At 53.7% G+C, this 19,377-nt stretch carries 23 protein-coding genes; 12 read left to right on the plus strand and 11 right to left on the minus strand.

The window, feature by feature from the left end:
* Window positions 1–114: 114 nt before the first annotated feature.
* From mqnE to ACO5Z0_RS02115, 3 genes are read right to left on the minus strand one after another with little or no spacing between them, the layout of a single operon-like run.
* Window positions 115–1,224 (minus strand): aminofutalosine synthase MqnE, encoded by a 1,110-nt coding sequence (gene mqnE, locus ACO5Z0_RS02105; RefSeq protein ID WP_485649014.1) that lies wholly within the window; start codon window positions 1,222–1,224, stop codon window positions 115–117.
* 19 nt (window positions 1,225–1,243) lie between these two features.
* Window positions 1,244–1,759 (minus strand): ECF transporter S component, encoded by a 516-nt coding sequence (locus ACO5Z0_RS02110; protein WP_485649015.1) that lies wholly within the window; start codon window positions 1,757–1,759, stop codon window positions 1,244–1,246.
* 43 nt (window positions 1,760–1,802) lie between these two features.
* Entirely contained in the window at window positions 1,803–2,366 is a 564-nt protein-coding gene (locus tag ACO5Z0_RS02115) for a beta-class carbonic anhydrase (RefSeq protein WP_485649016.1), read from the minus strand.
* Window positions 2,367–2,548: 182 nt separating this feature from the next.
* Here ACO5Z0_RS02115 and trxA point away from each other — a divergent pair, with 182 nt between their 5' ends.
* A complete protein-coding gene (gene trxA, locus ACO5Z0_RS02120) occupies window positions 2,549–2,857 on the plus strand; it encodes a thioredoxin (RefSeq protein ID WP_442676085.1) in 309 nt (102 codons plus the stop codon).
* 111 nt (window positions 2,858–2,968) lie between these two features.
* Here trxA and ACO5Z0_RS02125 read toward each other — a convergent pair whose 3' ends face one another.
* Entirely contained in the window at window positions 2,969–3,841 is an 873-nt protein-coding gene (locus tag ACO5Z0_RS02125) for an NAD(P)/FAD-dependent oxidoreductase (protein ID WP_485649017.1), read from the minus strand.
* Between the two features lie 246 nt (window positions 3,842–4,087).
* Between ACO5Z0_RS02125 and ACO5Z0_RS02130 the strand changes: the two genes are divergently transcribed.
* Window positions 4,088–4,438, plus strand: a complete 351-nt coding sequence (locus tag ACO5Z0_RS02130; protein ID WP_442676083.1) for a heat-shock protein Hsp90 — start codon at window positions 4,088–4,090, stop codon at window positions 4,436–4,438.
* Between the two features lie 132 nt (window positions 4,439–4,570).
* Here the strand turns inward: ACO5Z0_RS02130 and ACO5Z0_RS02135 are convergent, their stop codons facing one another.
* The gene (locus ACO5Z0_RS02135; RefSeq protein ID WP_485649018.1) at window positions 4,571–4,717 is read right to left on the minus strand and encodes a hypothetical protein; all 147 of its coding nucleotides are present in this window, start codon (window positions 4,715–4,717) and stop codon (window positions 4,571–4,573) included.
* Between ACO5Z0_RS02135 and ACO5Z0_RS02140 the strand changes: the two genes are divergently transcribed.
* The gene (locus ACO5Z0_RS02140; protein ID WP_485649019.1) at window positions 4,700–5,449 is read left to right on the plus strand and encodes a PD-(D/E)XK nuclease family transposase; all 750 of its coding nucleotides are present in this window, start codon (window positions 4,700–4,702) and stop codon (window positions 5,447–5,449) included. The genes ACO5Z0_RS02135 and ACO5Z0_RS02140 overlap by 18 nt on opposite strands.
* A gap of 26 nt (window positions 5,450–5,475) precedes the next feature.
* Window positions 5,476–6,672: a glycoside hydrolase family 3 protein gene (locus tag ACO5Z0_RS02145; RefSeq protein ID WP_485649020.1), complete on the plus strand. Its 1,197-nt coding sequence runs from the start codon at window positions 5,476–5,478 to the stop codon at window positions 6,670–6,672.
* A 102-nt stretch (window positions 6,673–6,774) separates the two neighbouring features.
* Here ACO5Z0_RS02145 and ACO5Z0_RS02150 read toward each other — a convergent pair whose 3' ends face one another.
* Window positions 6,775–7,143 carry a toxin-antitoxin system HicB family antitoxin gene (locus ACO5Z0_RS02150; RefSeq protein WP_485649021.1) on the minus strand — a complete coding sequence of 123 codons (369 nt, stop codon included), beginning with the start codon at window positions 7,141–7,143 and terminating at the stop codon, window positions 6,775–6,777.
* A 10-nt stretch (window positions 7,144–7,153) separates the two neighbouring features.
* On the minus strand, window positions 7,154–7,798 hold the full coding sequence (locus tag ACO5Z0_RS02155; protein ID WP_485649022.1) for a lactate utilization protein: 645 nt from the start codon (window positions 7,796–7,798) through the stop codon (window positions 7,154–7,156).
* Between the two features lie 165 nt (window positions 7,799–7,963).
* On the opposite strand from ACO5Z0_RS02155, the gene hisC reads away from it, so the two are divergent.
* The 8 genes from hisC to ACO5Z0_RS02195 all read left to right on the plus strand — a co-directional run bounded on the left by hisC (window position 7,964) and on the right by ACO5Z0_RS02195 (window position 13,889).
* A complete protein-coding gene (gene hisC, locus ACO5Z0_RS02160; RefSeq protein WP_485649023.1) occupies window positions 7,964–9,022 on the plus strand; it encodes a histidinol-phosphate transaminase in 1,059 nt (352 codons plus the stop codon).
* 61 nt (window positions 9,023–9,083) lie between these two features.
* Complete coding sequence (locus ACO5Z0_RS02165; RefSeq protein ID WP_485649024.1) at window positions 9,084–10,064, plus strand: polysaccharide deacetylase family protein; 981 nt, start codon at window positions 9,084–9,086, stop codon at window positions 10,062–10,064.
* The gene (locus tag ACO5Z0_RS02170) at window positions 10,058–11,245 is read left to right on the plus strand and encodes a serine hydrolase (protein WP_485649025.1); all 1,188 of its coding nucleotides are present in this window, start codon (window positions 10,058–10,060) and stop codon (window positions 11,243–11,245) included. Before ACO5Z0_RS02165 ends, ACO5Z0_RS02170 begins: the two co-directional genes overlap by 7 nt.
* A 108-nt stretch (window positions 11,246–11,353) precedes the next feature.
* Window positions 11,354–11,758, plus strand: a complete 405-nt coding sequence (locus ACO5Z0_RS02175; RefSeq protein ID WP_442672400.1) for an Asp23/Gls24 family envelope stress response protein — start codon at window positions 11,354–11,356, stop codon at window positions 11,756–11,758.
* Window positions 11,759–11,848: 90 nt separating this feature from the next.
* Window positions 11,849–12,535 carry a DUF4234 domain-containing protein gene (locus tag ACO5Z0_RS02180; RefSeq protein WP_485649026.1) on the plus strand — a complete coding sequence of 229 codons (687 nt, stop codon included), beginning with the start codon at window positions 11,849–11,851 and terminating at the stop codon, window positions 12,533–12,535.
* 54 nt (window positions 12,536–12,589) lie between these two features.
* Window positions 12,590–12,961, plus strand: a complete 372-nt coding sequence (locus ACO5Z0_RS02185) for a DUF4234 domain-containing protein (protein WP_485649027.1) — start codon at window positions 12,590–12,592, stop codon at window positions 12,959–12,961.
* A gap of 3 nt (window positions 12,962–12,964) precedes the next feature.
* Window positions 12,965–13,441: a DUF2752 domain-containing protein gene (locus ACO5Z0_RS02190; protein ID WP_485649028.1), complete on the plus strand. Its 477-nt coding sequence runs from the start codon at window positions 12,965–12,967 to the stop codon at window positions 13,439–13,441.
* Between the two features lie 301 nt (window positions 13,442–13,742).
* Complete coding sequence (locus ACO5Z0_RS02195) at window positions 13,743–13,889, plus strand: hypothetical protein (RefSeq protein WP_485649029.1); 147 nt, start codon at window positions 13,743–13,745, stop codon at window positions 13,887–13,889.
* Between the two features lie 753 nt (window positions 13,890–14,642).
* On the opposite strand, the gene ACO5Z0_RS02200 is transcribed toward ACO5Z0_RS02195, so the two are convergent.
* The 4 genes from ACO5Z0_RS02200 to ACO5Z0_RS02215 form a co-directional block, all read right to left on the minus strand.
* Window positions 14,643–14,885: a hypothetical protein gene (locus ACO5Z0_RS02200; RefSeq protein ID WP_485649030.1), complete on the minus strand. Its 243-nt coding sequence runs from the start codon at window positions 14,883–14,885 to the stop codon at window positions 14,643–14,645.
* Between the two features lie 266 nt (window positions 14,886–15,151).
* On the minus strand, window positions 15,152–15,625 hold the full coding sequence (locus ACO5Z0_RS02205) for a hypothetical protein (protein ID WP_485649031.1): 474 nt from the start codon (window positions 15,623–15,625) through the stop codon (window positions 15,152–15,154).
* Window positions 15,626–15,628: 3 nt separating this feature from the next.
* Window positions 15,629–17,434 (minus strand): dynamin family protein, encoded by a 1,806-nt coding sequence (locus ACO5Z0_RS02210; RefSeq protein ID WP_485649032.1) that lies wholly within the window; start codon window positions 17,432–17,434, stop codon window positions 15,629–15,631.
* Between the two features lie 13 nt (window positions 17,435–17,447).
* Window positions 17,448–19,367, minus strand: coding sequence for a dynamin family protein (locus tag ACO5Z0_RS02215; protein ID WP_485649033.1), 1,920 nt, complete (start codon window positions 19,365–19,367; stop codon window positions 17,448–17,450).
* Between the last annotated feature and the right edge of the window lie 10 nt (window positions 19,368–19,377).

Below are 19,377 nucleotides of genomic sequence, written 5' to 3' on the forward strand. Positions count from 1 at the left end.
ATATCGACCCCCTGTAAATTCATTCTTATTTCATTGACATTTTTCTATACGGAAAGCAAAGCCGCCACACCTGTCAAAGAAAGGATGGTTCATCATGCCGCAAATGCGCCCGCCTCATTCGTACACATGCAAAATATTGAAGTTGCAGTCACATGCCGCAGGGATGCGGCCCGCTTCCTTGACGATGCGGATGATGCGGTCCTCCGTCAGCGCACGCGGGCTCTTCGCGCCGGCATCGTGCAGGATCGTCTCCTTGTGCACCGTGCCGTCGATATCGTTCGCGCCGAAGCCGAGCGCGACCTGAGCGACGGGGACGGTCAGCATGACCCAGTACGCCTTGATGTTCGTGAAGTTGTCGAGCATGAGGCGCGAAATCGCCATCGTCCTGAGGTCGTCCCACATCGAGGTCTGAGAGATGCCGCTCTCAGCGGCAAGCGCCGTATTCTTCGGCAGGAACGGGAAGCAGATGAAGGTCTGAAAGCCGCCCGTCTCGTCCTGCAGCGAGCGCAGAGCGAGCAGATGATCGACGCGCTCGGCGAGCGTCTCGATATGACCGTAGAGCATCGAGGCATTCGACTTGATGCCGAGTTCATGCGCCGTGCGGGCGGCGTCGAGCCACTCCTTCGCCGTCGCCTTGTTCGGACACAGGGCTTCACGGATGCGGTCGGAGAGGATCTCCGCGCCGCCGCCCGCAATCGCCGAAAGCCCCGCCGCCTTGAGATTTTCCAGCACCTCGCGCACGGAAAGCCCCGAGATCTTGGAAAAATGTGTGATCTCGACGCCCGTAAAGCCCTTGAGGTAGAGCTTGGGGAATCTTTCGTGCAGCGCACGAAGCCGCGCGAGGTAGTCGCCAAACGTCCACGCAGGATGCAGTCCCGAGACGACGTGCAGTCCGGCAAGGTGCGGATCCTTCATCGCGTCCTCGACGACGGCGACGGCGTCCTCTTCGGTCATCGCATAGGCGCCCTTGTCCTCGGCATCGCGCCCGAAAGCGCAGAACTTGCAGTGTGCCCGGCATATATTCGTGAGATTCACATGACAGTTCACGTTGTAATAGACGATGTCACCGCACTTTTCGCGCCGCACATGGTCGGCGAGCGCACCGAGCCAGGCGATGTCCTTACAGTCGAAGAGGCGAATGCCGTCCTCTCGCGTCAGCCGCTCTTTCGCCAGCACCTTTTCTTCAATATCTTCGTATCCCTTGGGAGCGAGCAAATCCTTCACTTCTTTCCTTCGCAAAAACTCAATCGGCGCGCGGAAGCCGCCCGCGCAAAAACGGCAGAGCTGCAAGCGCCAAGAAGCTGTTGACGACGCCCTCCACGAAAAGCCCGGGGAAGGAACCGAGCGCCGCCGCAAAACTGTCGTAAAGGACGGCGCCTGCGAGCGTGTAGGCGACCGCCATCCAAAGGCTTGAAAGCGTGAGCGCCACGCCGATGCGCCCGATGAGGCTTGCCGCGTCCGCCATGCGACAGACGATCTCCGCCATGACGAACTTGATGACGAGCGTCGGCACGATCCAAAGCGCAAAACCGCTCATAAAATCAGCGAGCGCCGAGCCGAAGCACGCAGCAAAGAGCGCCGAACGCCGCGGCGCAAAAAGCGCAAAGAGGAAAATGGCGGCATCGCCCAAGTGCGCGTAGCCGAGCGGTATCGGAATATGCGGCACGAAAGTGGCGAGAAAGACGATCGCCGTCATCAGTGCAGTCAATACGAGGTCTTTTACGGAAAAATCTCGTTTTCTTCTTCGATTGGAAGTCATAGCATCTCCTTTTTATCCACAGGGGCACAGCACGCGCAGTCTTTTATGTATCGCCGCTCTCGATCAGGTCGATCTTACCCGTTCTCGGATGCAGCATGAGACCATGCATCTTGAGATCTTTCGGCAGAAGCGGATTTTTACGCAGCTTTTCGACGACTTCTCTGACGTTTTCTGCGGGGTGGCTGAAGCTGTCCGCCCAATGCACCAGCTCCTCGCGCAGCGGCGCAATCGCCGCATCATCGACGCCGCGCGCGTGCATGGCGTCGATGAGACTCTTCGCCGTCGTCTTTGCCATGCCGCATTCATCGTGTCCGACGACGAAGATCTCCTCTATGCCAAGTTCGTATGTCGCGACCATAAGGCTGCGCACAACGCCGTCGAAGGGACCGACGAGCGTGTTTCCCACCGTCTTTACGAACTTCGCATCACCGCGCTTTAAACCCAAAGCAGGCTCCAAAAGCTCCACGAGCCGCGTGTCCATGCAGGTGAACACGGCGATCTTCTTCTTCGGCAGCTTGCTCTCGTGCACATCTTCCGCCGTATAATCGACCGGCGGGTTCTTGCAGTACGCCGCATTCGCCCGCAGCATTTCTTCCAATCGCGTCATAAGTTTTCCACCTCGCCAAGAATTATTTTTCGTTCATCATTGTAGTAGAAAAAGCGCGATATTGCAAGAGATTTGGCAGCAGGCGAAAGAAACCTCCACTTTGCCGTACTTTTTCCGCAGGCGCGAATATGCTATAATGCTGATGGATGCAAAGAATCATAAAAAGATTGTGAGGGAATACTATGACTCCGATAGAGATTACAAAGGAAAACTTCCAGCATGAAGTTACAGACGCCAAGGGCGCAGTGCTGCTCGACTTCTGGGCGCCTTGGTGCGGTCCCTGCCGTATGCTCACGCCCGTCATCGACGAGGTGGCTGCAGCGCGTCCCGACCTCAAGGTCGGCAAAGTCAACATTGACGAGCAGCCCGAGCTTGCCGTCCAATTCGGCGTACAGTCGATCCCGACGCTCATCGCATTCAAAGACGGTGTGAAAGCGAAGGAATCCGTCGGCTTCGTACCGCGCGAGATGGTCGAAAGCCTGCTCGACTAAACGCACATCAAAAGAGCCGCCCACGGCTTCAAAACCGTGGCGGCTCTTTTCTTTGACGAAGAAAGACGACAGACCATACACCGCTTTTACAAAAAAACGCCGCGCACTCCATCAAGCCTTTTTGCCGCGCAGGAATTTCAGCGCCGAAAGCCCTGCGACCGCGCCCTCATGCACCGCTTTCGCCACCTGCAAAAGCCCGCCCGTTGCATCGCCTGCAGCAAAGACGCCGGGTACATTTGTCGCCATCGTCTCATCCACTTTCAGATACACGCCGTCAAGCAGGATGCCGAGCTTCTTGGCGATCGCCGTGCTGCCCGCCGTACCAACGGCGACAAATACGCCGCTGACAGGAAGCTTCCTGCCATCTGCAAAGACGACGCGCTCGACCCTGCCCTCGCCCTCGACAGCGGCGATCCTTTCCCCATGAACGAGAACCCCCGCCGGAAGTCGCGCCGGCACAGCTTCGCCGTTCGTCAGAAGATGCACTTTCGCCGCATGAGGCAGGAGCGCCGCAGCTTCTGCAAGCGCATAATCGCCCGCGCCAAGGACGGCGGCTTCCTTCCCGCGATAAAGGAATGCGTCGCAGATCGCACAGTAGCTCACGCCGTGCCCCTCCAACTCCTTGACGCCTGCAAGCGGCGGTGCAAGGCGCGAAGCGCCCATAGCGAGCACGACCGCATCCGCCTCGATCACAGCATCCGGCGTCTCGGCGATAAAGCCGTCCATCGTATCTTTGAAGCGCAGACCGACAAGCTCGCCTTGGATGAAATCCACTCCGAGCCGCTTCGCTCCTTCGACGCCCTGCGCGGCAAGCTCTTTGCCCGTCAGCGGCTCGCCAAATCCATAGTAGTTTTCGATGCGCTCCGCCTTTTCGAGCGCACCGACGCCGTTCGCGACGACCGTAACCGCCGCACCGCCGCGCTTCGCGTAAACAGCCGCCGAAATGCCCGCAGGCCCCTGTCCAATGACAAGAATACGCTTCATCGGTAAACCTCCTTTTCCTGCCAAGAAGCATCGTCAAGCGATGTTTCTTGCTCTGCTCCCCTACATAGTACGCAACTTTTTGTCGCCTTGTCAATAACCCCTTGCAATTCTGTCTCGTTTCTTCTATAATCGTAATGTGCATCATTACATTTGCTGCGCCTATAAGAAATACAGCGGCGGCAAAAGCTCTAACAGATTCCTGTACGAGAGATTTGCTGCAAATTCATTCAGGAAGGATGATTTTTCATGGACAAACAGACCATCATCGAAAAAGTCAAAGAGATCGTCAACGCCCCGAGCTGCTACGAAGGACTTCGAAAGCTCGGCGAAGACTGGCTCGCCGCCGTCGGCACGGACGCGGAAAAGCAGCTGTCCGAAGAGCTCATCGCCGCCCTCAAGGAAGATGTTGCCAGCATCGACGCCTCACTCGCCTTCTTCCATTCCGACAAGGCAAGAAGCATCTTCGGCGCGGAAGAAGCAGCAAACCTCGCAAAAAAAGCCGAAGCGTTCAAAGCCGCCGGCAACAAGATCTGCTTCTGCCCCGCCTGCCAGGCAGGCGAAGCCGTGCTCGAAAACGCGAGCGTGCTGCTCAAGTAAGGCGCAAAATCGAACAGACTGCCAAAGCCGGATGCAGAAAAATCTGCGTCCGGCTTTTCCTGCATAAAGAAGCGCGAATCCTTGCCAATGGGACGGATTTTTTATAGAATATAAGGCAAGAGAAGTTTCGTTTCAAAGGAGCGGCACATGACGATTTTCGACACGCCGGAGCGGCAAAAAATCTATCGTGACATCATCAAGAAGCTGCGTTTGATTGACGACGCTTTTTTCAACAGCTGTTTCGACGGCAACATCGCCTGCATGGAACTTTTGCTGCAAATCATCTTCGGCAATCCGCAACTGCGCGTCAAAGAAGTATTGACACAAAGCTCTGTCCCAAACCTCTTCGGACGCGGTGTGCGCTTCGATGCAATTGCCACTGACGGCGAACGCATCTTTGATGTCGAAGTGCAGCGCGATGACGATGGCGCCGATCCCAGGCGAGCGCGCTACAACAGCTGCATGATGGACGCACGCGAGCTCGACAAGGGAAAAGACTTCAGCGATCTGCCCGAAACCTACGTCATCTTCATTACGGAACACGATGTATGGAAAGGCAATCGACCACTATACCATGTGCAGAAGTCCTTTGCAGAAACAGGAGCCGCCTTCGACGACGGCGCACATATTATCTATGTCAATGCCGCATATCAAGACGACACGCCGCTCGGTCGCCTTATGCATGATTTCTTCTGTGAAAGCCCCGACGACATGCATTACAGCGTCTTAGCAAATCGAGCGAGATTTTTCAAAGAAAACGAAAGGGGAGCCTCCACCATGTGCAAATTGATTGAAGACCTTGTCAAAAGTGACCTAGAACACATTCTCAAAGCCGAAGTAGCCGAAGGTGAAGCTCGCGGTGAAGCTCGCGGCAAAGCACATGGCGAAGAAAGCGCCTTTCTCAGCAGCATCCGCAATCTGATGAAGAATGCGGGGGTCTCGGCAGAGAAAGCCATGGATCTGCTCGGCATTGACGTCATGGCTCGCAGCAAGTATATGTCGCTGCTGTGAAACGCACTCCCAGCCAGGAATCAGCCATGATGAAAAATCGTGCGAACCGCAACGCATCTCTCGTCCCTCTGTTCCTCTGCCTGACCATCTTCTGTGCCAGCCTGCTCTTCGCGGGCTGCCTTGCACGCTCCGACGATGCCGCCTCGAAAGATGCCGCTGCAAGCCGTACGCAAAAAAGCCTCTCGCCCGATGAAAAAGCCGCCGCCATCGTGCAAAAGATGAGCGACGCCGAGAAGGTCGGGCAGCTCCTCATGATCGGCATACAGGGAACGGAGCTCGATGCGGACAGCCGCTTCATGCTGTCGGAGTACCACATCGGCGGCGTCATCCTCTTCGACCGCAATATGAAGAGTCAAGAGCAGGTGCGCGCGCTGAACGATTCCCTGCAGAAAAATGCCTCGGATGCAGGACTGCCGCTTTTTCTCGCCATTGACGAGGAAGGCGGCGCCGTCGCTCGCATGAAGGAGGCATTCCCGCCGCCGCCCGCCGCCGCAGAAATCGGCCGCACGGGCGACCCCAAGGCGGCATACCGCTATGCCGCCGACACGGCGCACGGACTCAAAGCGATGGGCTTCAACCTGAACTTCGCTCCCGTCGCCGACCTCGGTGCGGCAGACGGACGCTCCTATGCCGACGACGCCGCCACCGTGACAAGATTCGTCGCCGCCGCCCTCGAAGGTCACGCCGACGCCGGGCTTCTCGCAACGATCAAGCATTTCCCCGGTCTCGGACGCGGCAAAAACGATACGCACGAGGACACGGTCGCCGTGTACGCCGACCGCGCCACCCTCGAAGCGAGCGACCTCGTGCCGTTTCGCGAGATGATCGCCAAGAGGAACGCCGCAAAGAATGCGAAAGGGGCGAGCGGCTGGTTCGTCATGGCGACGCATACGATGTACCCGGCGCTCGACGCCGAGCATCCCGCGAGCCTTTCTCCTGCCATCCTGCAAAAACTTCTCCGCGAAGAGCTCTCCTACGACGGCGTCATCGTGACCGACGACCTTGAGATGGGCGCGATCTCACGCCACTACGGCTTCGACCGCGCGGGCGTCGAGGCGATCCTGGCAGGAGCAGACCTCGTGCTCGTCTGCCACGACTACGCGCACGAAACCGCCGTCTACAACGGCATCCTGAAAGCCGTGAAGAGCGGCGAGATCTCCAAAAACCGTCTCGATGCTTCCGTCCGGCGCATCGTCAAGGCAAAGATCGAATATCTCGAATAGCTGCTTACATCCAAATCCCCAAATGACACATACTTATGCCCAAGACAAACATGAAAGAGCTGCCGCATGAAGACTGCACGTCTTCGTGCGGCAGCTCTTTTGTCAGACCTTCTGCCCTGCGCTATACGCCAATGCATTTGCAACATATTGATTGAGACTAACGCCCTCCCGTTTGGATAGCTGCACCAAAGTTCTATGCAGTGATTTTGGAAGGCGCACGAGAAACCTGCCGCTGAACTCTTCCTGATCCGCCGGCTCCGGTATGCTCATCTTGCGTTCCAACATGCTCCTCAGCCATTCTTTCTTTGCGTGCTCAATATTGTCATAAGCCTCTTCCAGCGTTCCTCCATCACTCATGCACCTTGGCAAAAGCGGAATCGATGCAAAAAAACCGCCGCCGTCTTCTTCTGAGATTCGCTCTATCGCCACAGGGTAATTCAAGCCCATATAATAATCTATATTCTTTTTCATCATCAACACCTCACAGCCCCAAACACTCTTCAATCAAAACCAGTTCCATCGGTCGATAGCTCATCTTCTTGTAGTGGATCGTCAGTGCGTTGCAGATGCGCTCGGGGCTGCTGCAGTCGTAGCACCTGTCACCTTTCGCGGCGCACGGCGTGCGCTTTTTCTTTCTCGCTGCATTTTGCGGCGCGGCGATGGCGTGGATGCGCTTGATCGCCGCCTCCACATCCTTGACGAGCTTGTTCACGCCACAGACGAAATATGTCTTCTCATGACCAAAGAGTGAACCTGCGATGCGGTTTCCCGCACCGTCCATATTGACGATCTGCCCCGCCTCCGTGATGGCGTTCGCCGACAATACGAAGACGTCGGTCATCAGCGCCTCCCTGCCTGCCGCAAGGAAAGCCTCCAAACCGCCGATGTGACCGCTCCTCGCAGGATCTATGACCTCGTTTTTCACGCTGAGCTTCTCGTAGAGCCGGAGCGCTCGCAGCGTCTCCGAGTCGCCGAAGCCCACGCGCTTTCCTGCGATCTTCCGCGCGAGATAGTCCGCCGCCTCTTCCTTCCTCTGAAACAGCGATACGTCGTAGCGATTGCGGCGAAACGCTTCAAGCGTGCGCTCGATGCGCTCTGCTTCACGCACTTTTCCATCTTCCGTCATGACCTTCTCTCCTTCCGTCAAACACGTGGAAAATCCTAAAGAAATTTTCGGCAAAAGCCGCCGCTTTCCTGCCGCCCCCTTGCCCTTCGAGCAAAAAGGACGTAGAATAAGAAGTATACATTCTTTAAGAAAACGCTTATAACATAACGAAAACGAGGGAAAGCCATGAGCCTGTACGATAACATCCGCCGCGTCACCCCCTACGTCCCCGGCGAGCAGCCTGCGGGCAAAGTCATCAAACTGAACACGAACGAATGCCCCTACGCGCCCTCGCCGCGCGTCGCCGAAGCCATCGCCGCCTGCGACGCCGACCGCCTGCGTCTCTACCCCGAGCCGGACTGTCTGAGCTTGAAGGAAGCGATCGCCGCACATTACGAAGTCAAGCCGAGCGAAGTGTTCATCGGCGTCGGCTCCGACGATGTACTTGCACTCGCCTTCCTCACGTTCTTCGCAGGGCAAAAGCCTGTGCTATTCCCAGACGTCACCTACTCCTTCTACGACGTCTGGGCGAAACTTTACGCGATCCCCTATGAAACCGTGCCGCTCGCTGACGACTTCACGCTTCGTCCCGAAGACTACGCGCGCACCAACGGCGGCATCATCTTCGCGAATCCCAACGCGCCGACGGGTCTCGCGCTCCCCCTGTCAAGCGTCGAAGAAATCCTTGCGAAAAATCCCGAATCCGTCGTCATCGTTGACGAAGCCTACGTCGATTTCGGCGCAGAAACAGCGCTCCCGCTGCTCCAAGACTACGAGAACCTTGTCGTCGTGCGCACGATGTCGAAATCACGCGCACTCGCCGGTATGCGCATCGGCTACGCCTTCGCATCAACGCGGCTTATCCGAGCTATGGAAGACGTCAAAGCCTCGATCAACTCCTACACGATGACGACGCTCTCCCTCGCCGCAGGAAAAGCCGCCCTCGAGGACGAAGCCTACTTCCAAGAAACGCTCAACAAAATCATCAAGACACGCGAAGAAACGAAAGCGGCGCTTCAAAAGCTCGGCTTTTCCGTCACCGAATCAAAAACGAACTTCCTCTTCGCGCGAAAGCCCGACATTTCGGCGCAAAATCTCTTCGAAGGACTGCGCGAGCGCGGCGTCTATGTGCGCTACTTCAAGAAGCCGCGCATCGACGAACACCTGCGCATCACCATCGGCACGGACGAAGAAATGACGCGTCTGCTTGAAGAACTCAAATGCCTTTGCATAAAGCTACGCTAGGACAGCAGACCTGCATTTATCCATGCTTCCCTGCTGAACATACGGAAAGGATGATTTCGTCTTGCAAAACAACACAGAAAACACCAGCGGCAAGAACTTCCTGCAAAACCGCCACACGAAAATATTCCTGCTTATCGCCTGCCTGATGCTCGTCTGTATCGCCGGCTGGCGCATCGCATGGAGCCAGCTTCAAACAGACGACTTCGCCGAGCCGCAAACAGCGCAGACGGCGGCGGGGGGCGGCGCCGAAAACGCACCGCCCCCCGCCGCAAAAAAGACGCCGCCGAGCGGCAACTATATCGTCGTCGCCGATGACTTCAGCAACTTGCAGATCACAGATGCACAGACGCCCGTTTACGACATCTACACGCTCGCCGAACGCCGCGAGAAGGGGCTTCCCACCGAGATGCCCGAGCTCATCCCCTACACGATGCCAAACGTCGCCTATCTGACTTTTGATGACGGACCCGATGCGAAAAACACGCCCCGCATCCTTGACATCTTGAAGGAACGCGGCATCCATGCCACATTTTACGTCGTCGGCAATATGGCAGAAGCGCACCCCGACGTCCTCAAGCGCATCTTCGCCGAAGGTCATGCCATCGGCAACCACAGCTACAGCCACAACTACAGCATCCTCTACCCGAACAAGGAAAACTTCCTCGAAGAAATCATCCACACCGATGAAATCATTTACAACATCCTTGGCGTGCGCCCGCTCATCGTGCGTGCGCCGGGCGGCGCCGCGAGCATGTTTTCCTCGGGTTACGACGCCATGCTCAAGGAAAACGGCTATGTGAACCATGACTGGAACGTCAGCAACGAAGATGCGACAGGCAACAACGTCAGCGTACAGAAGCTTCTCGGCTCCGTCAGCTACACCTGCGCCAACCGTCCCAAAGACCGCGGCGCCATCGTCCTCATGCACGGCAAGGAGGGCAAAGAAACAACGGTCGAAGCGCTGCCCGCCATCATCGACATGCTCCAAGGCGCGGGCTTCACCTTCGGCGTCATAACGCCGAGGACGGCGCAGCCATGGTAAAACCCCCTTCCATCAACGCCCCTACAAAAAAAGAGCGCAGGGAACTGCAGAGGACGCTTGCGCGCCACCGCGCTGCCATAGAGACGCAAAAAAAGCGCAGCTTCCCTTGGCTGAAAAAAGCCGTGACCGCCACCGCGCTTCTCGCCACGGCGCAAACGATCCTTTGTCTCGGAATCGCCGAGTATCTATGGCAAAAGCAAAATCCAAACAAGACATCCCCCATCCGCATCGCATTCCAAGAAAGCAGTTCAGCCGCACAAAAAGGACTTTGGGAGCATTGGAAGGATCTCACGAGCGCCGTGCGTGCCAAACAGTCAGGGGGCGAGGTCGAGGCCGCCGCGCGAGGAGCGCAAAAAGAACATGGCTCCGCCGCAAAAGAATCGCCCCGCACACCGAAAATCGCCGAACGAGGAAGCGACCAAGAAACACTTCGCGCCGACTTTTCTGCCATTCTCGCGCAAAAAGCGCCCGACTGCGCGATCTTCCTCCTGCGCCCGCGCGAAGAACAAGAACCGCTGCTTTATCAGTCCCGCGCCATGCAGCCCGCGAGCATGATTAAGCTCTTCATTCTCGCCTTCGCCATGCAGCAGGCGAAAGACGGCGCCCTCTCGCTTGCCGAACCGCTCTACATCACCGAAGAAAACATCGTCGGCGGCGCAGGCAGACTCACTTGGTACGACCGCGACAAGCAGCTCACGATAGAGCAGCTTTTAGAGCGCATGATCACGGACAGCGACAACACGGCGACCAACATCCTCATCGACCGCCTCGGCATAGCAAACATCGACCGTTACATTCGCGAACAAGGCTACAGCGACACCCATCTGCAGCACAAGATGATGCTCACGAATCAAGGGCTGCCAAACCTATCGAGCGTCAAGGACATCGGCACGCTTCTTTCACGCATCTATCGCGGCGAATGCGTCGACTATGCGCATGACGAAAAAATGCTGCAAATCCTCGCACGCCAAAAAGACAAAGACTGTCTGCCATCGGCGCTCCCCGCTTTCCTCGTCGCCAACAAGACGGGCGAAATCACCGGCGTCTACGCCGATGGCGGCATCGCCTGGAGCGATGCGGGCGACCTGATCCTCGTCGTCATGGACGGGAACTGCCGCGATCGCCAGGAGACGATCGCGCTCTTTGGGCAAATTGTTCAAAGAGCCGCCGCTTCGCTCTGACGCATACTTGCAAACCGATGTTATTGCCACCTGCTTCATTTTCTGCTATACTAAAACGGCAGAAATGTTAGAGGACGCTTTGCAGCAGCAAGCAAGGAGGTTTTTTCCATGGCAGAAGATACGGCTCCGCTCGTAACGAGCAACGAAGGACTTGGTTCAATTCGCGTCGCCGATGAGGTCGTCAGCGTCATTGCAGGACTCGCGGCGATGGACGTCGACGGCGTCGCCGGCATGAGCGGCGGTCTCATCGGAGGCATCGCCGACATGCTCGGCCGCAAGAATTTCTCGAAAGGCGTCAAAGTCGAAGTCGGCGAGCAAGAAGCCGCCGTCGACCTCTCCATCGTCGTGACCTACGGCGTCGACATTCGCCACGTCGCGACCGACGTACAGAAGAACGTGCGCCGCGCCATCGAGTCCATGACGGGACTCAAGGTCGTCGAGACGAACGTCCATGTGCAGGGCGTCGTCTTCCCCGAAGAGGAAAAGGAAGAGCCTGCCGCACGCGTGCGCTGAGGAAAAAGCTCCATGAGGCAGACGCCCCGTGGAGCTTCTCTCGTAAAGAGTGATTTGAAGAAACTTCTAATATTCAACAAGGAGGCTTTCATGCAGATACAGAAGCGCGACATCGCTCTCTCCATCATCCTGACCGTCGTCACCTGCGGCATCTACGGACTCTATTGGATGTACAAACTGACGGACGAGATCCATGCGCTCTCGGGAAAGCCGCGTACCGTAGACGGCGGCACCGCCGTACTCTATACGATCCTCACCTGCTCTCTTTACTTCTACTACTGGCTCTACAAAATCGGCGGCGAGCTCGTCGAACTACGCCGCGAAAACGGCTTACCGCCCGACTCCGTGAGCAACAAGACGTATACGATCGTCACCATTATCATGACAGTCATCTACATCGTTTTCACGATGTTCGACTACACCTTCCAATTCATACTCAGTGCCGCTGCAGAAGCCGCGCCTGCGCATCACGATTCCACCGATGACGCCATGGCCATTGGTCTAATCATCCTCATGTTCCTCATCGGGCTCCTCGTCACCGCCATCGTTCAAGCCATCCTTTCCGGCATCGTCCTCTGGGCGGTCTACAAGCGAAAAGATGACAGTCCGACGCTCGTCTACCTGCTCATGGCGCTCCTGCGCACCTATAATTTCACCATAGCATTCCTGCAAGCCTCGCTCAACGATTTTCTGCAGAAAAAGAACTGCAGCGCACCGCCCGAACCAATCTTTTCGGCAGATGCACCGCACGTATCTCTGCAAAAGCCGCACGCGTAGCGTTCGGCAAGATCCAACGTTTTCATTTTACGCAACCAGAAAGGAAGATTCATCATGACAAAAAGAAGCATCCCCCTTGCCATCGTTCTTTCCTTCGTCACCTTGGGCGTCTACGCTTTTTATTGGGTCTATGCACTGACCGAAGACGCCCATGCAGCAGCGGGCGAACGCACGACAGCTTCGGGCGGCATGGTCATCCTCTTCTCCATCATCACCTGCGGCATATACAGCCTCTACTGGCTCTACAAGATGGGCGAGACCATCGTCATAGCGAAGCAGAAACGCGGCATGACGGCAGACACGAACACCCCCATCATCTACCTCGTCCTCGCTCTCTTCGGCTTCGGCATCATCAGTTACGCCCTGATGCAGAGTGCGCTCAACGACATCATCGACTACGATGGCGGCGCATCGCAGGCCTTCTAAATCATGAACGACACAAAAAGAAAGAAGCCGTCCGCTTTCGGGCGGTTTCTTTTTACTGCCAAAGACATCGCCAGCCATTCAGAAGCAGACGAAAGACGCCTTGCCACCGAGCGGCAAATACGCGTAAAAGTCGTGTTCAAACGCTATATCCTGCTCCTAGCCGCCGGCTTCTCCTACCTCTTTTTCTGCCGCACGACGGGACTTAGCCTGCCGTGCCCTTTCCACGCCGCGACGGGACTCGACTGCCCCGGCTGCGGCATCACGCGCCTGATGCTCGCGCTCTCCGAAGGCGACCTCGCCGGCGCGTTCCATGCGAATGAGGCCATATTCATCCTCGGACCGATTCTGTGCATCTTTCTCCTGCGCGATGATCTCCATTGGATTCTTCAAGGCGAAAGAAAAGAGCCGCCGCGCCCTTTCGTCCTCTTCCTTCTCATCGCTTTTGCAGTTTTTACGATCTGGCGAAATTTCCTGCGGTAAAAGGCAGTTTATCAGACTATCTATGCGTTGCGGCTTGCCGTTTTTTCACGTTCCCTTCCTCAATATGTCCAAATAAGCTTCATAGGCAAAGATGCGGCTTCTTCTCCTCTCGCTTGTTTCTACCAAGATTCCGCATTCGCCCAACCGCTGGAGATTGCCGCCCCAGCCGTATGGAAGGACATCCCCCATGCCTCTGCCTTCTTTCGCTATATCGACGATCGGATTCGCCTCGATATAGCGAAAGACGCGCGAGGCATTTTTTTCGCCCTTCCCAGCGTGTCTACGAAAGCCGCGTTTTTTCATGCAGCTCAGTCAAGCGATCGATCGCCGCAACGGCATCCGCCGCCGACCCGTCCAGAGCCTGCAGGAAGAAGCGAACCCACCGCTCATGTCCACATGCACAAACGTCATCTTTGCAGATATTGTCCGTTCCTTGCAGCAAAGTTGAAATAACATGTCCGTCTTACCCCTAACTTTGATACAATCTAACGATGCACCTCCTATACCCTCTTAACGATGCACCCCCCTGCCTATCGTTAAGCGAGTATGCGCTGCAAAGCCGCATAAATCAAGGCTTATCGGCATAGCGAAAGGGGGTGCATTTGCACACCCCTGTGAGAAAAACTGGACACGAGAATCTAAAAATTGGTCATGGGAACTTGGATGTCGGACAAACCCGCTCGAAGAGATGAACATCCGTTTTGGGACAAAACTGCAACTGCTCTGCATTCTCCTTCTCGGTGAGAGTTTGTTGGCATCTCGGTATTGCCGCATATAGTTCCGTGCTGTTTCATCACTGATCGCATATTCTTCTGTTACTTCATATCTTGTGAGTTCACCGTCATAAATTCGACAACTTATGTACAAACGTCGCTCTTTCATGTACTTCATATGGCAACATCCTATCGTAGCGAGAGAAACGAATTGCCCGCTATTTGTCATCCTGTGCACAGGATACCAGCAACAGTGTCTAATTCATTCCCCCCTCAGTGCCCAGTTTTAGTTTATCACTTCAGTTCACATCAAGCACAAAGCCGCATAAATCAAGGTTTCTCGGCATAGCGAAAGGAAGCTATCGCACATACCTTTTTCTTACAATATATAGGTATTCATATTTGAACGATGTACTATATATTATAGGGAATTTAATTTGCGCGACAGCCCTCTCGGTCAAGATTTTGCACATCCTAAAACATACAAGTTATTCCTCGGGCACATCCCAAATACCTGGATTGCTTAGCTCATACTCATTTAACCATTTTTTAATTTTTGATATATCATAATATGAGATACCACTGAAATCGATTTCATAGTGTTTATACTTGCCCCCCACTGGATTTAGCCGTTCAAAACTTTTCATAATCTTATAATTCCCCCACTGATTGCAAAAATGCAATAGTGTTTTCTCTCCGCTAGGACGATATACATCAATTTCTAATATCATAAACTGACCTCCCTAAAATACGCCCTCTTTTAACTATAACTAATTCTTGTCTAGCTTATCACACTCAGAACAAAAACTTCCAACCATCATCTCGTGTTCAAAGAAACGACTGCATTCTGGATATTGCGAATATTCATTCGCACAGGATTCGCATAAAGGCTCATCTGTTCGAAAAACTTACGGCGTATACTTTTTTTCTCCACAACTGCAACAACATGCCATTTACTTCACCTCTTTCCTATTAAAATTTGCCATAAAATACAACATTACTTTCCCATCGTATTAAATGGATTCATCTTATATTCTGCCGAATGCATCAGTGGATCATCGTAGGAAAGTATTTCGTCCGCATTCCCCTGCATCGAAAAATAATCCTCTCCACCGAAAACATTCGGCATAGTCATACCGTCCATATTCATATCGGCGCCATAAATGTCAACCCCGTCATGAACATTGGGCATCGTCATATGTTCCAGCCCCATATCTCCATCGTATACATCCATACCGCCCATGACATTCGGCTCGGTATGCGATACGAGCTGACCGTCAGAAATCACATCTACGCCGCCCTGTACATTTGGGAAATGAAAAGCCCTCCCGTGAGAATGAAGTACACCCTCGGGATTCATGTGATCTACCACCGCGCCGTTATGCAAAATATCCGCACCGCCGATTCCATCAGGAATCGACTGATATAGGCCATCTCCATATGCAGCATCAAAAAGCTCAAACAAACTCATACGTCATTCCTCCTCGCTCAGTTTTTCTATGTAGTAGTGGATTTCCGCCACCTGTGCTGTCAATTCATCCATTTCCCTCTGGACATTTTCCCCTTCCTGCTTCTTAGCTGCGATTTTCGCCTCGATTCGCTTTTGAATGTCCAAGAGAATGGATTCATATGCGCACTGGGTATTTTTTTGAATACGAACGCTTTGCTTATCGATGTAGCTGTGAACATGGAAACGAAGCTCCAGCATCGTCTTGGCGAGCTGACTTTCGATTTGCGGAATTACATCTGCTTTTGCCGCAGTCAACTTTTTTTGCAACAGACTGTCGAATATCTTGGAACGTCCCCAGATGCTCAGTATTGGTACAAGGATTGGGTTGAGCATCGCCATAATCGCCACGGCGCCAGCGGCTGTAATAGCTCCTGCCTGCATACCCGTGTTGGAAATGTCCGTAGCCTCAAGATCAAGGACGTAACCCATGCTTTGAAGCTTATTCCCCTTTGTTGTCTGCAATCGAACTTTTTGTTTGAAATGGCAGCTGAGCCCTCTGGCCAATTCCCGTTCCAGCAGCGCTAAAAGCTCATCAACATGAGGAGCATAGACGCCAATCCAACTCTCGATATTTCTCTGGATATGCTTTGGGATGGCTTGCTCAATGAAGTTTTTGAAATCCTGACTCTGGTATTCTTCCACAAGATCGAGAATATTCTCCCTGAGCTTCCTGTGGAAATGCTGCAGGGATTTATCCGCCATTGCATAGATTTTCGCCTTTGCCGACTTGACGTATGCATCCACGTTGTTTTCTTCCGAATTTTTTTGGAGCATCTGACGAAGGGCAAAGACCGCCTCTTCCAGTTCCGCGATGCTGGCAGACATCATGGCTTTTTCCCCTTGAATTTCGCGTTCCAGGATAGAAAGCAACCAGTGAAGCCGCTTGCGATACCCCTGCAGCTTTTCTCGTTCCACTTGACCGCCGAAGAGCATGGCTCGAAGTTTGTCTTTGATTTCCTCAAAACCTGACGCCTGGAGAAGTTTTTCGTCGCCTTTCTCAACAGCCTGCAATGCTTGTTTGGCCGAGAGTGGATAGACGGAAATATCTCGGAGTTGCGCCTCCTTCGCATCTATCCGAAATGCACGATGCAGCCTCTTCTTTACATTCTCAAGAAATGTCTCTTCTTCATCCTCATCGACGGCATCGTACTTGTTGATGATGAACAGTATGTTGTTTATACCAAGCGGAAGGAGGCGCTCATCGATGAAATCTTTCTCCGTTTTTTTCAGCGGTGCATTAGCATCGAGAACAAACAAGACAGCATTCGCCTTAGGGATGAATTGATAAGTGACTTCGGAACGCTGTTCGTTGAGGTCAGAAACCCCCGGAGTATCCACGAGAACGATACGATTCTTTAAAAGATCACAAGGGTATCCGATCTTGATATAGCGGACATCAGCAGCGTCAGGATCCTCTCTTTTTGCAGAATACTGTCTGAGGAAATCATAGGAGACCTCGCCCTTCCTAGTTGATCCATCACGATGCACCACAGTCAACTGCGGTGTTTCCTCGTACATAATGGCATTGATGGTCGCTGTCTCAGGCAAGACGTCCATAGGCAAAAGACTTGTTCCCAGAAGGGCATTGATAAGGGTGCTCTTTCCGCGCTTGAATTCTCCCAAGACAACGACGGTATAGAAATCGCCTCGGATATCGGCCTGCAGCTCACGCAACCCTTGCAGGGCTTTCACATGCGTATGGACGTATGGTTTTGCTGTAAGCTCTGACAAAAATTGCAGCACCCTGTTCTTTTCCTGTTGCAAATCCATTGGATTCCTCCACTTACAAAATCAATCGCTTCATTTCTTGGGAAATACGGCGAAGTTCCTCCTGCTTGTACAGAAGACCGGCTTTCTTTTTCTCAGCGTCCTGTTCCTGTGCTTCTTTCTCTCGAAGAATATCCTGCAATTGCCGCTCCATATCTGCGATGCGAGCATTGACGTTTTCTTCCAAATTATGACAAAGTTCTTCTGTCTTTGCCTGATAAAGCGTCTTCACTGCTTCCGTTATCTTGTCACCCTGTCCGCTGTATGCACGGATGACCTCGGAACGCACCTTATCACGCCAAGTTTCACGACCGTCGCCGAAGAACATACCAAAAAGCTCCGTCACGACGCCCACAACTCCCGCTATCGCCCCCATGCTTATACAGCCAATCATGCCAAAAATATTGTCCTCCTTCTCAGTTCCACGGAACATTTCTCCTGCAAAATTATAGGCTTGCTCCGAAAAAGTCTTGCTGCTCTCAGACGAAGAAAGGACTAGGCTTGTCGAAGAATCATCCACCGCCGCCGGAAGGTTGAAACTCCTCTGATATTCAACATCGATATCCTCCCAGATTTTACGCAAAGATTCCTGCGCCCTTTTCGTTTCATTACGGAAAATGTTCTGCCACTCTGCAAGAGTCGTATCCATGAAGTTCTTTTTCTCCACGGTAACCTCGCGCTCAATGGCTTGTTGCATGGCAGAAGCAGACATATCCTTCGTGAGATTGTTCACGGCTGCCTTCGCCTTGGAGAGAATTGCATGGGCGGCAGCATGGCACTTGTAATCCATATCCGAACCCGCGCTTTCAAAGGCCGTCTGCATATCGGTTACGATTCGCTCCGCTTGCCGTTTCGCCCGTTGAAATTTCGGTTCCATTTCCACAGCTTTTTGACGAACCTCATCCGCTGAATGGGACACGATTCCGATGTTCACGGATACGTCATGCTGCATCATCTGAATAACGGTCTGCGCGTCGCGGCTATACTTCCTAAGTCTCGCCCTTCCTTTCTCATCTGCAAGGAATTTCCCAAGAGCGACCTCAAAATCAGGAAATCCCGTATCTCCAAACGTGTCGGGAAGTTTAAGCTCCTGCTTGACGGTCAACACCTCGCCCTGTTCCTGCATATGGAAATAGAGTGCGCCGAGGCTGTTTACAAGAAAGATGCGATTCCACAAGTCGAAGCCGGCAGGAAGGATCTCTTGCAGGTGTTTTGTGATAAAGTTCACGACATCTTGCTCTTGTTCAGGCGTGTCCAAATCATCCTTGTGACTGATGACAAAGAATATGTCTTGTATCTGGTTTCCAAGAATCCGTTCCTTGAGAAACTGGGCTTCGGATGCAGTTAATGGCTGATAAGCCGCCAAAAGCAGTATCACGGCATCCGCCTGGTTCAGATAGCCATACGTGATTTCCATGCGTCCGACATTAAGGTCGTTGGTGCCGGGGGTGTCCACGACCTCCACCTTATCCTTGCAGAAGGGCAGGGGATAGGAAATCCTGGCAAAATCTATGGCAGAGATGATTTTTTGCGCCTTGGAAAACGTTTGTACAGAGTCAGGGTCACTCTCGTCCGGCTCCGGGGGCGCTGTGAGTTTTTTGAAGGCTGCTTCTGCCAAGTCATCCTGTCGATGGTCTTTGTAGAAAATTTGATAGGCGGGCGTATCGCCATAAACGATTTTGCTGATGATGGCCGTCGTGGGGTTTTTGCTGGCCGGGAGGATCCTTCGCCCCAAGAGTGCATTGATGAAGGTGCTTTTGCCACGAGAGAACTCGCCTACGACCACGAGATGAAATGTATCGCCCATGATACGCTGAAGGATTTCGCTTATCTGGTTGGCAGCATTGGCCATTTTCAGTCCACTGGCGATGGCTTTTATCTGTTGCAGTTTGTTTTTTGTTGCCGTTTCCTGTTTTTTATAGAAATCCATCTGCATGATCTTTCAT

This window comes from Selenomonas sp. (genome assembly GCF_057272215.1).

Excerpts from the sequence above, each read along its gene's own strand:
- ACO5Z0_RS02110 (WP_485649015.1), bottom strand. The coding sequence starts at position 1,759 with ATGACTTCCAATCGAAGAAGAAAACGAGATTTTTCCGTAAAAGACCTC.
- ACO5Z0_RS02115 (WP_485649016.1), bottom strand. The coding sequence starts at position 2,366 with ATGACGCGATTGGAAGAAATGCTGCGGGCGAATGCGGCGTACTGCAAG.
- trxA (WP_442676085.1), top strand. The coding sequence starts at position 2,549 with ATGACTCCGATAGAGATTACAAAGGAAAACTTCCAGCATGAAGTTACA.
- ACO5Z0_RS02125 (WP_485649017.1), bottom strand. The coding sequence starts at position 3,841 with ATGAAGCGTATTCTTGTCATTGGACAGGGGCCTGCGGGCATTTCGGCG.
- ACO5Z0_RS02130 (WP_442676083.1), top strand. The coding sequence starts at position 4,088 with ATGGACAAACAGACCATCATCGAAAAAGTCAAAGAGATCGTCAACGCC.
- ACO5Z0_RS02140 (WP_485649019.1), top strand. The coding sequence starts at position 4,700 with ATGGAACTTTTGCTGCAAATCATCTTCGGCAATCCGCAACTGCGCGTC.
- ACO5Z0_RS02145 (WP_485649020.1), top strand. The coding sequence starts at position 5,476 with ATGATGAAAAATCGTGCGAACCGCAACGCATCTCTCGTCCCTCTGTTC.
- ACO5Z0_RS02150 (WP_485649021.1), bottom strand. The coding sequence starts at position 7,143 with ATGAAAAAGAATATAGATTATTATATGGGCTTGAATTACCCTGTGGCG.
- ACO5Z0_RS02155 (WP_485649022.1), bottom strand. The coding sequence starts at position 7,798 with ATGACGGAAGATGGAAAAGTGCGTGAAGCAGAGCGCATCGAGCGCACG.
- hisC (WP_485649023.1), top strand. The coding sequence starts at position 7,964 with ATGAGCCTGTACGATAACATCCGCCGCGTCACCCCCTACGTCCCCGGC.
- ACO5Z0_RS02170 (WP_485649025.1), top strand. The coding sequence starts at position 10,058 with ATGGTAAAACCCCCTTCCATCAACGCCCCTACAAAAAAAGAGCGCAGG.
- ACO5Z0_RS02175 (WP_442672400.1), top strand. The coding sequence starts at position 11,354 with ATGGCAGAAGATACGGCTCCGCTCGTAACGAGCAACGAAGGACTTGGT.
- ACO5Z0_RS02180 (WP_485649026.1), top strand. The coding sequence starts at position 11,849 with ATGCAGATACAGAAGCGCGACATCGCTCTCTCCATCATCCTGACCGTC.
- ACO5Z0_RS02185 (WP_485649027.1), top strand. The coding sequence starts at position 12,590 with ATGACAAAAAGAAGCATCCCCCTTGCCATCGTTCTTTCCTTCGTCACC.
- ACO5Z0_RS02190 (WP_485649028.1), top strand. The coding sequence starts at position 12,965 with ATGAACGACACAAAAAGAAAGAAGCCGTCCGCTTTCGGGCGGTTTCTT.
- ACO5Z0_RS02195 (WP_485649029.1), top strand. The coding sequence starts at position 13,743 with ATGCAGCTCAGTCAAGCGATCGATCGCCGCAACGGCATCCGCCGCCGA.
- ACO5Z0_RS02200 (WP_485649030.1), bottom strand. The coding sequence starts at position 14,885 with ATGATATTAGAAATTGATGTATATCGTCCTAGCGGAGAGAAAACACTA.
- ACO5Z0_RS02205 (WP_485649031.1), bottom strand. The coding sequence starts at position 15,625 with ATGAGTTTGTTTGAGCTTTTTGATGCTGCATATGGAGATGGCCTATAT.
- ACO5Z0_RS02210 (WP_485649032.1), bottom strand. The coding sequence starts at position 17,434 with ATGGATTTGCAACAGGAAAAGAACAGGGTGCTGCAATTTTTGTCAGAG.
- ACO5Z0_RS02215 (WP_485649033.1), bottom strand. The coding sequence starts at position 19,367 with ATGCAGATGGATTTCTATAAAAAACAGGAAACGGCAACAAAAAACAAA.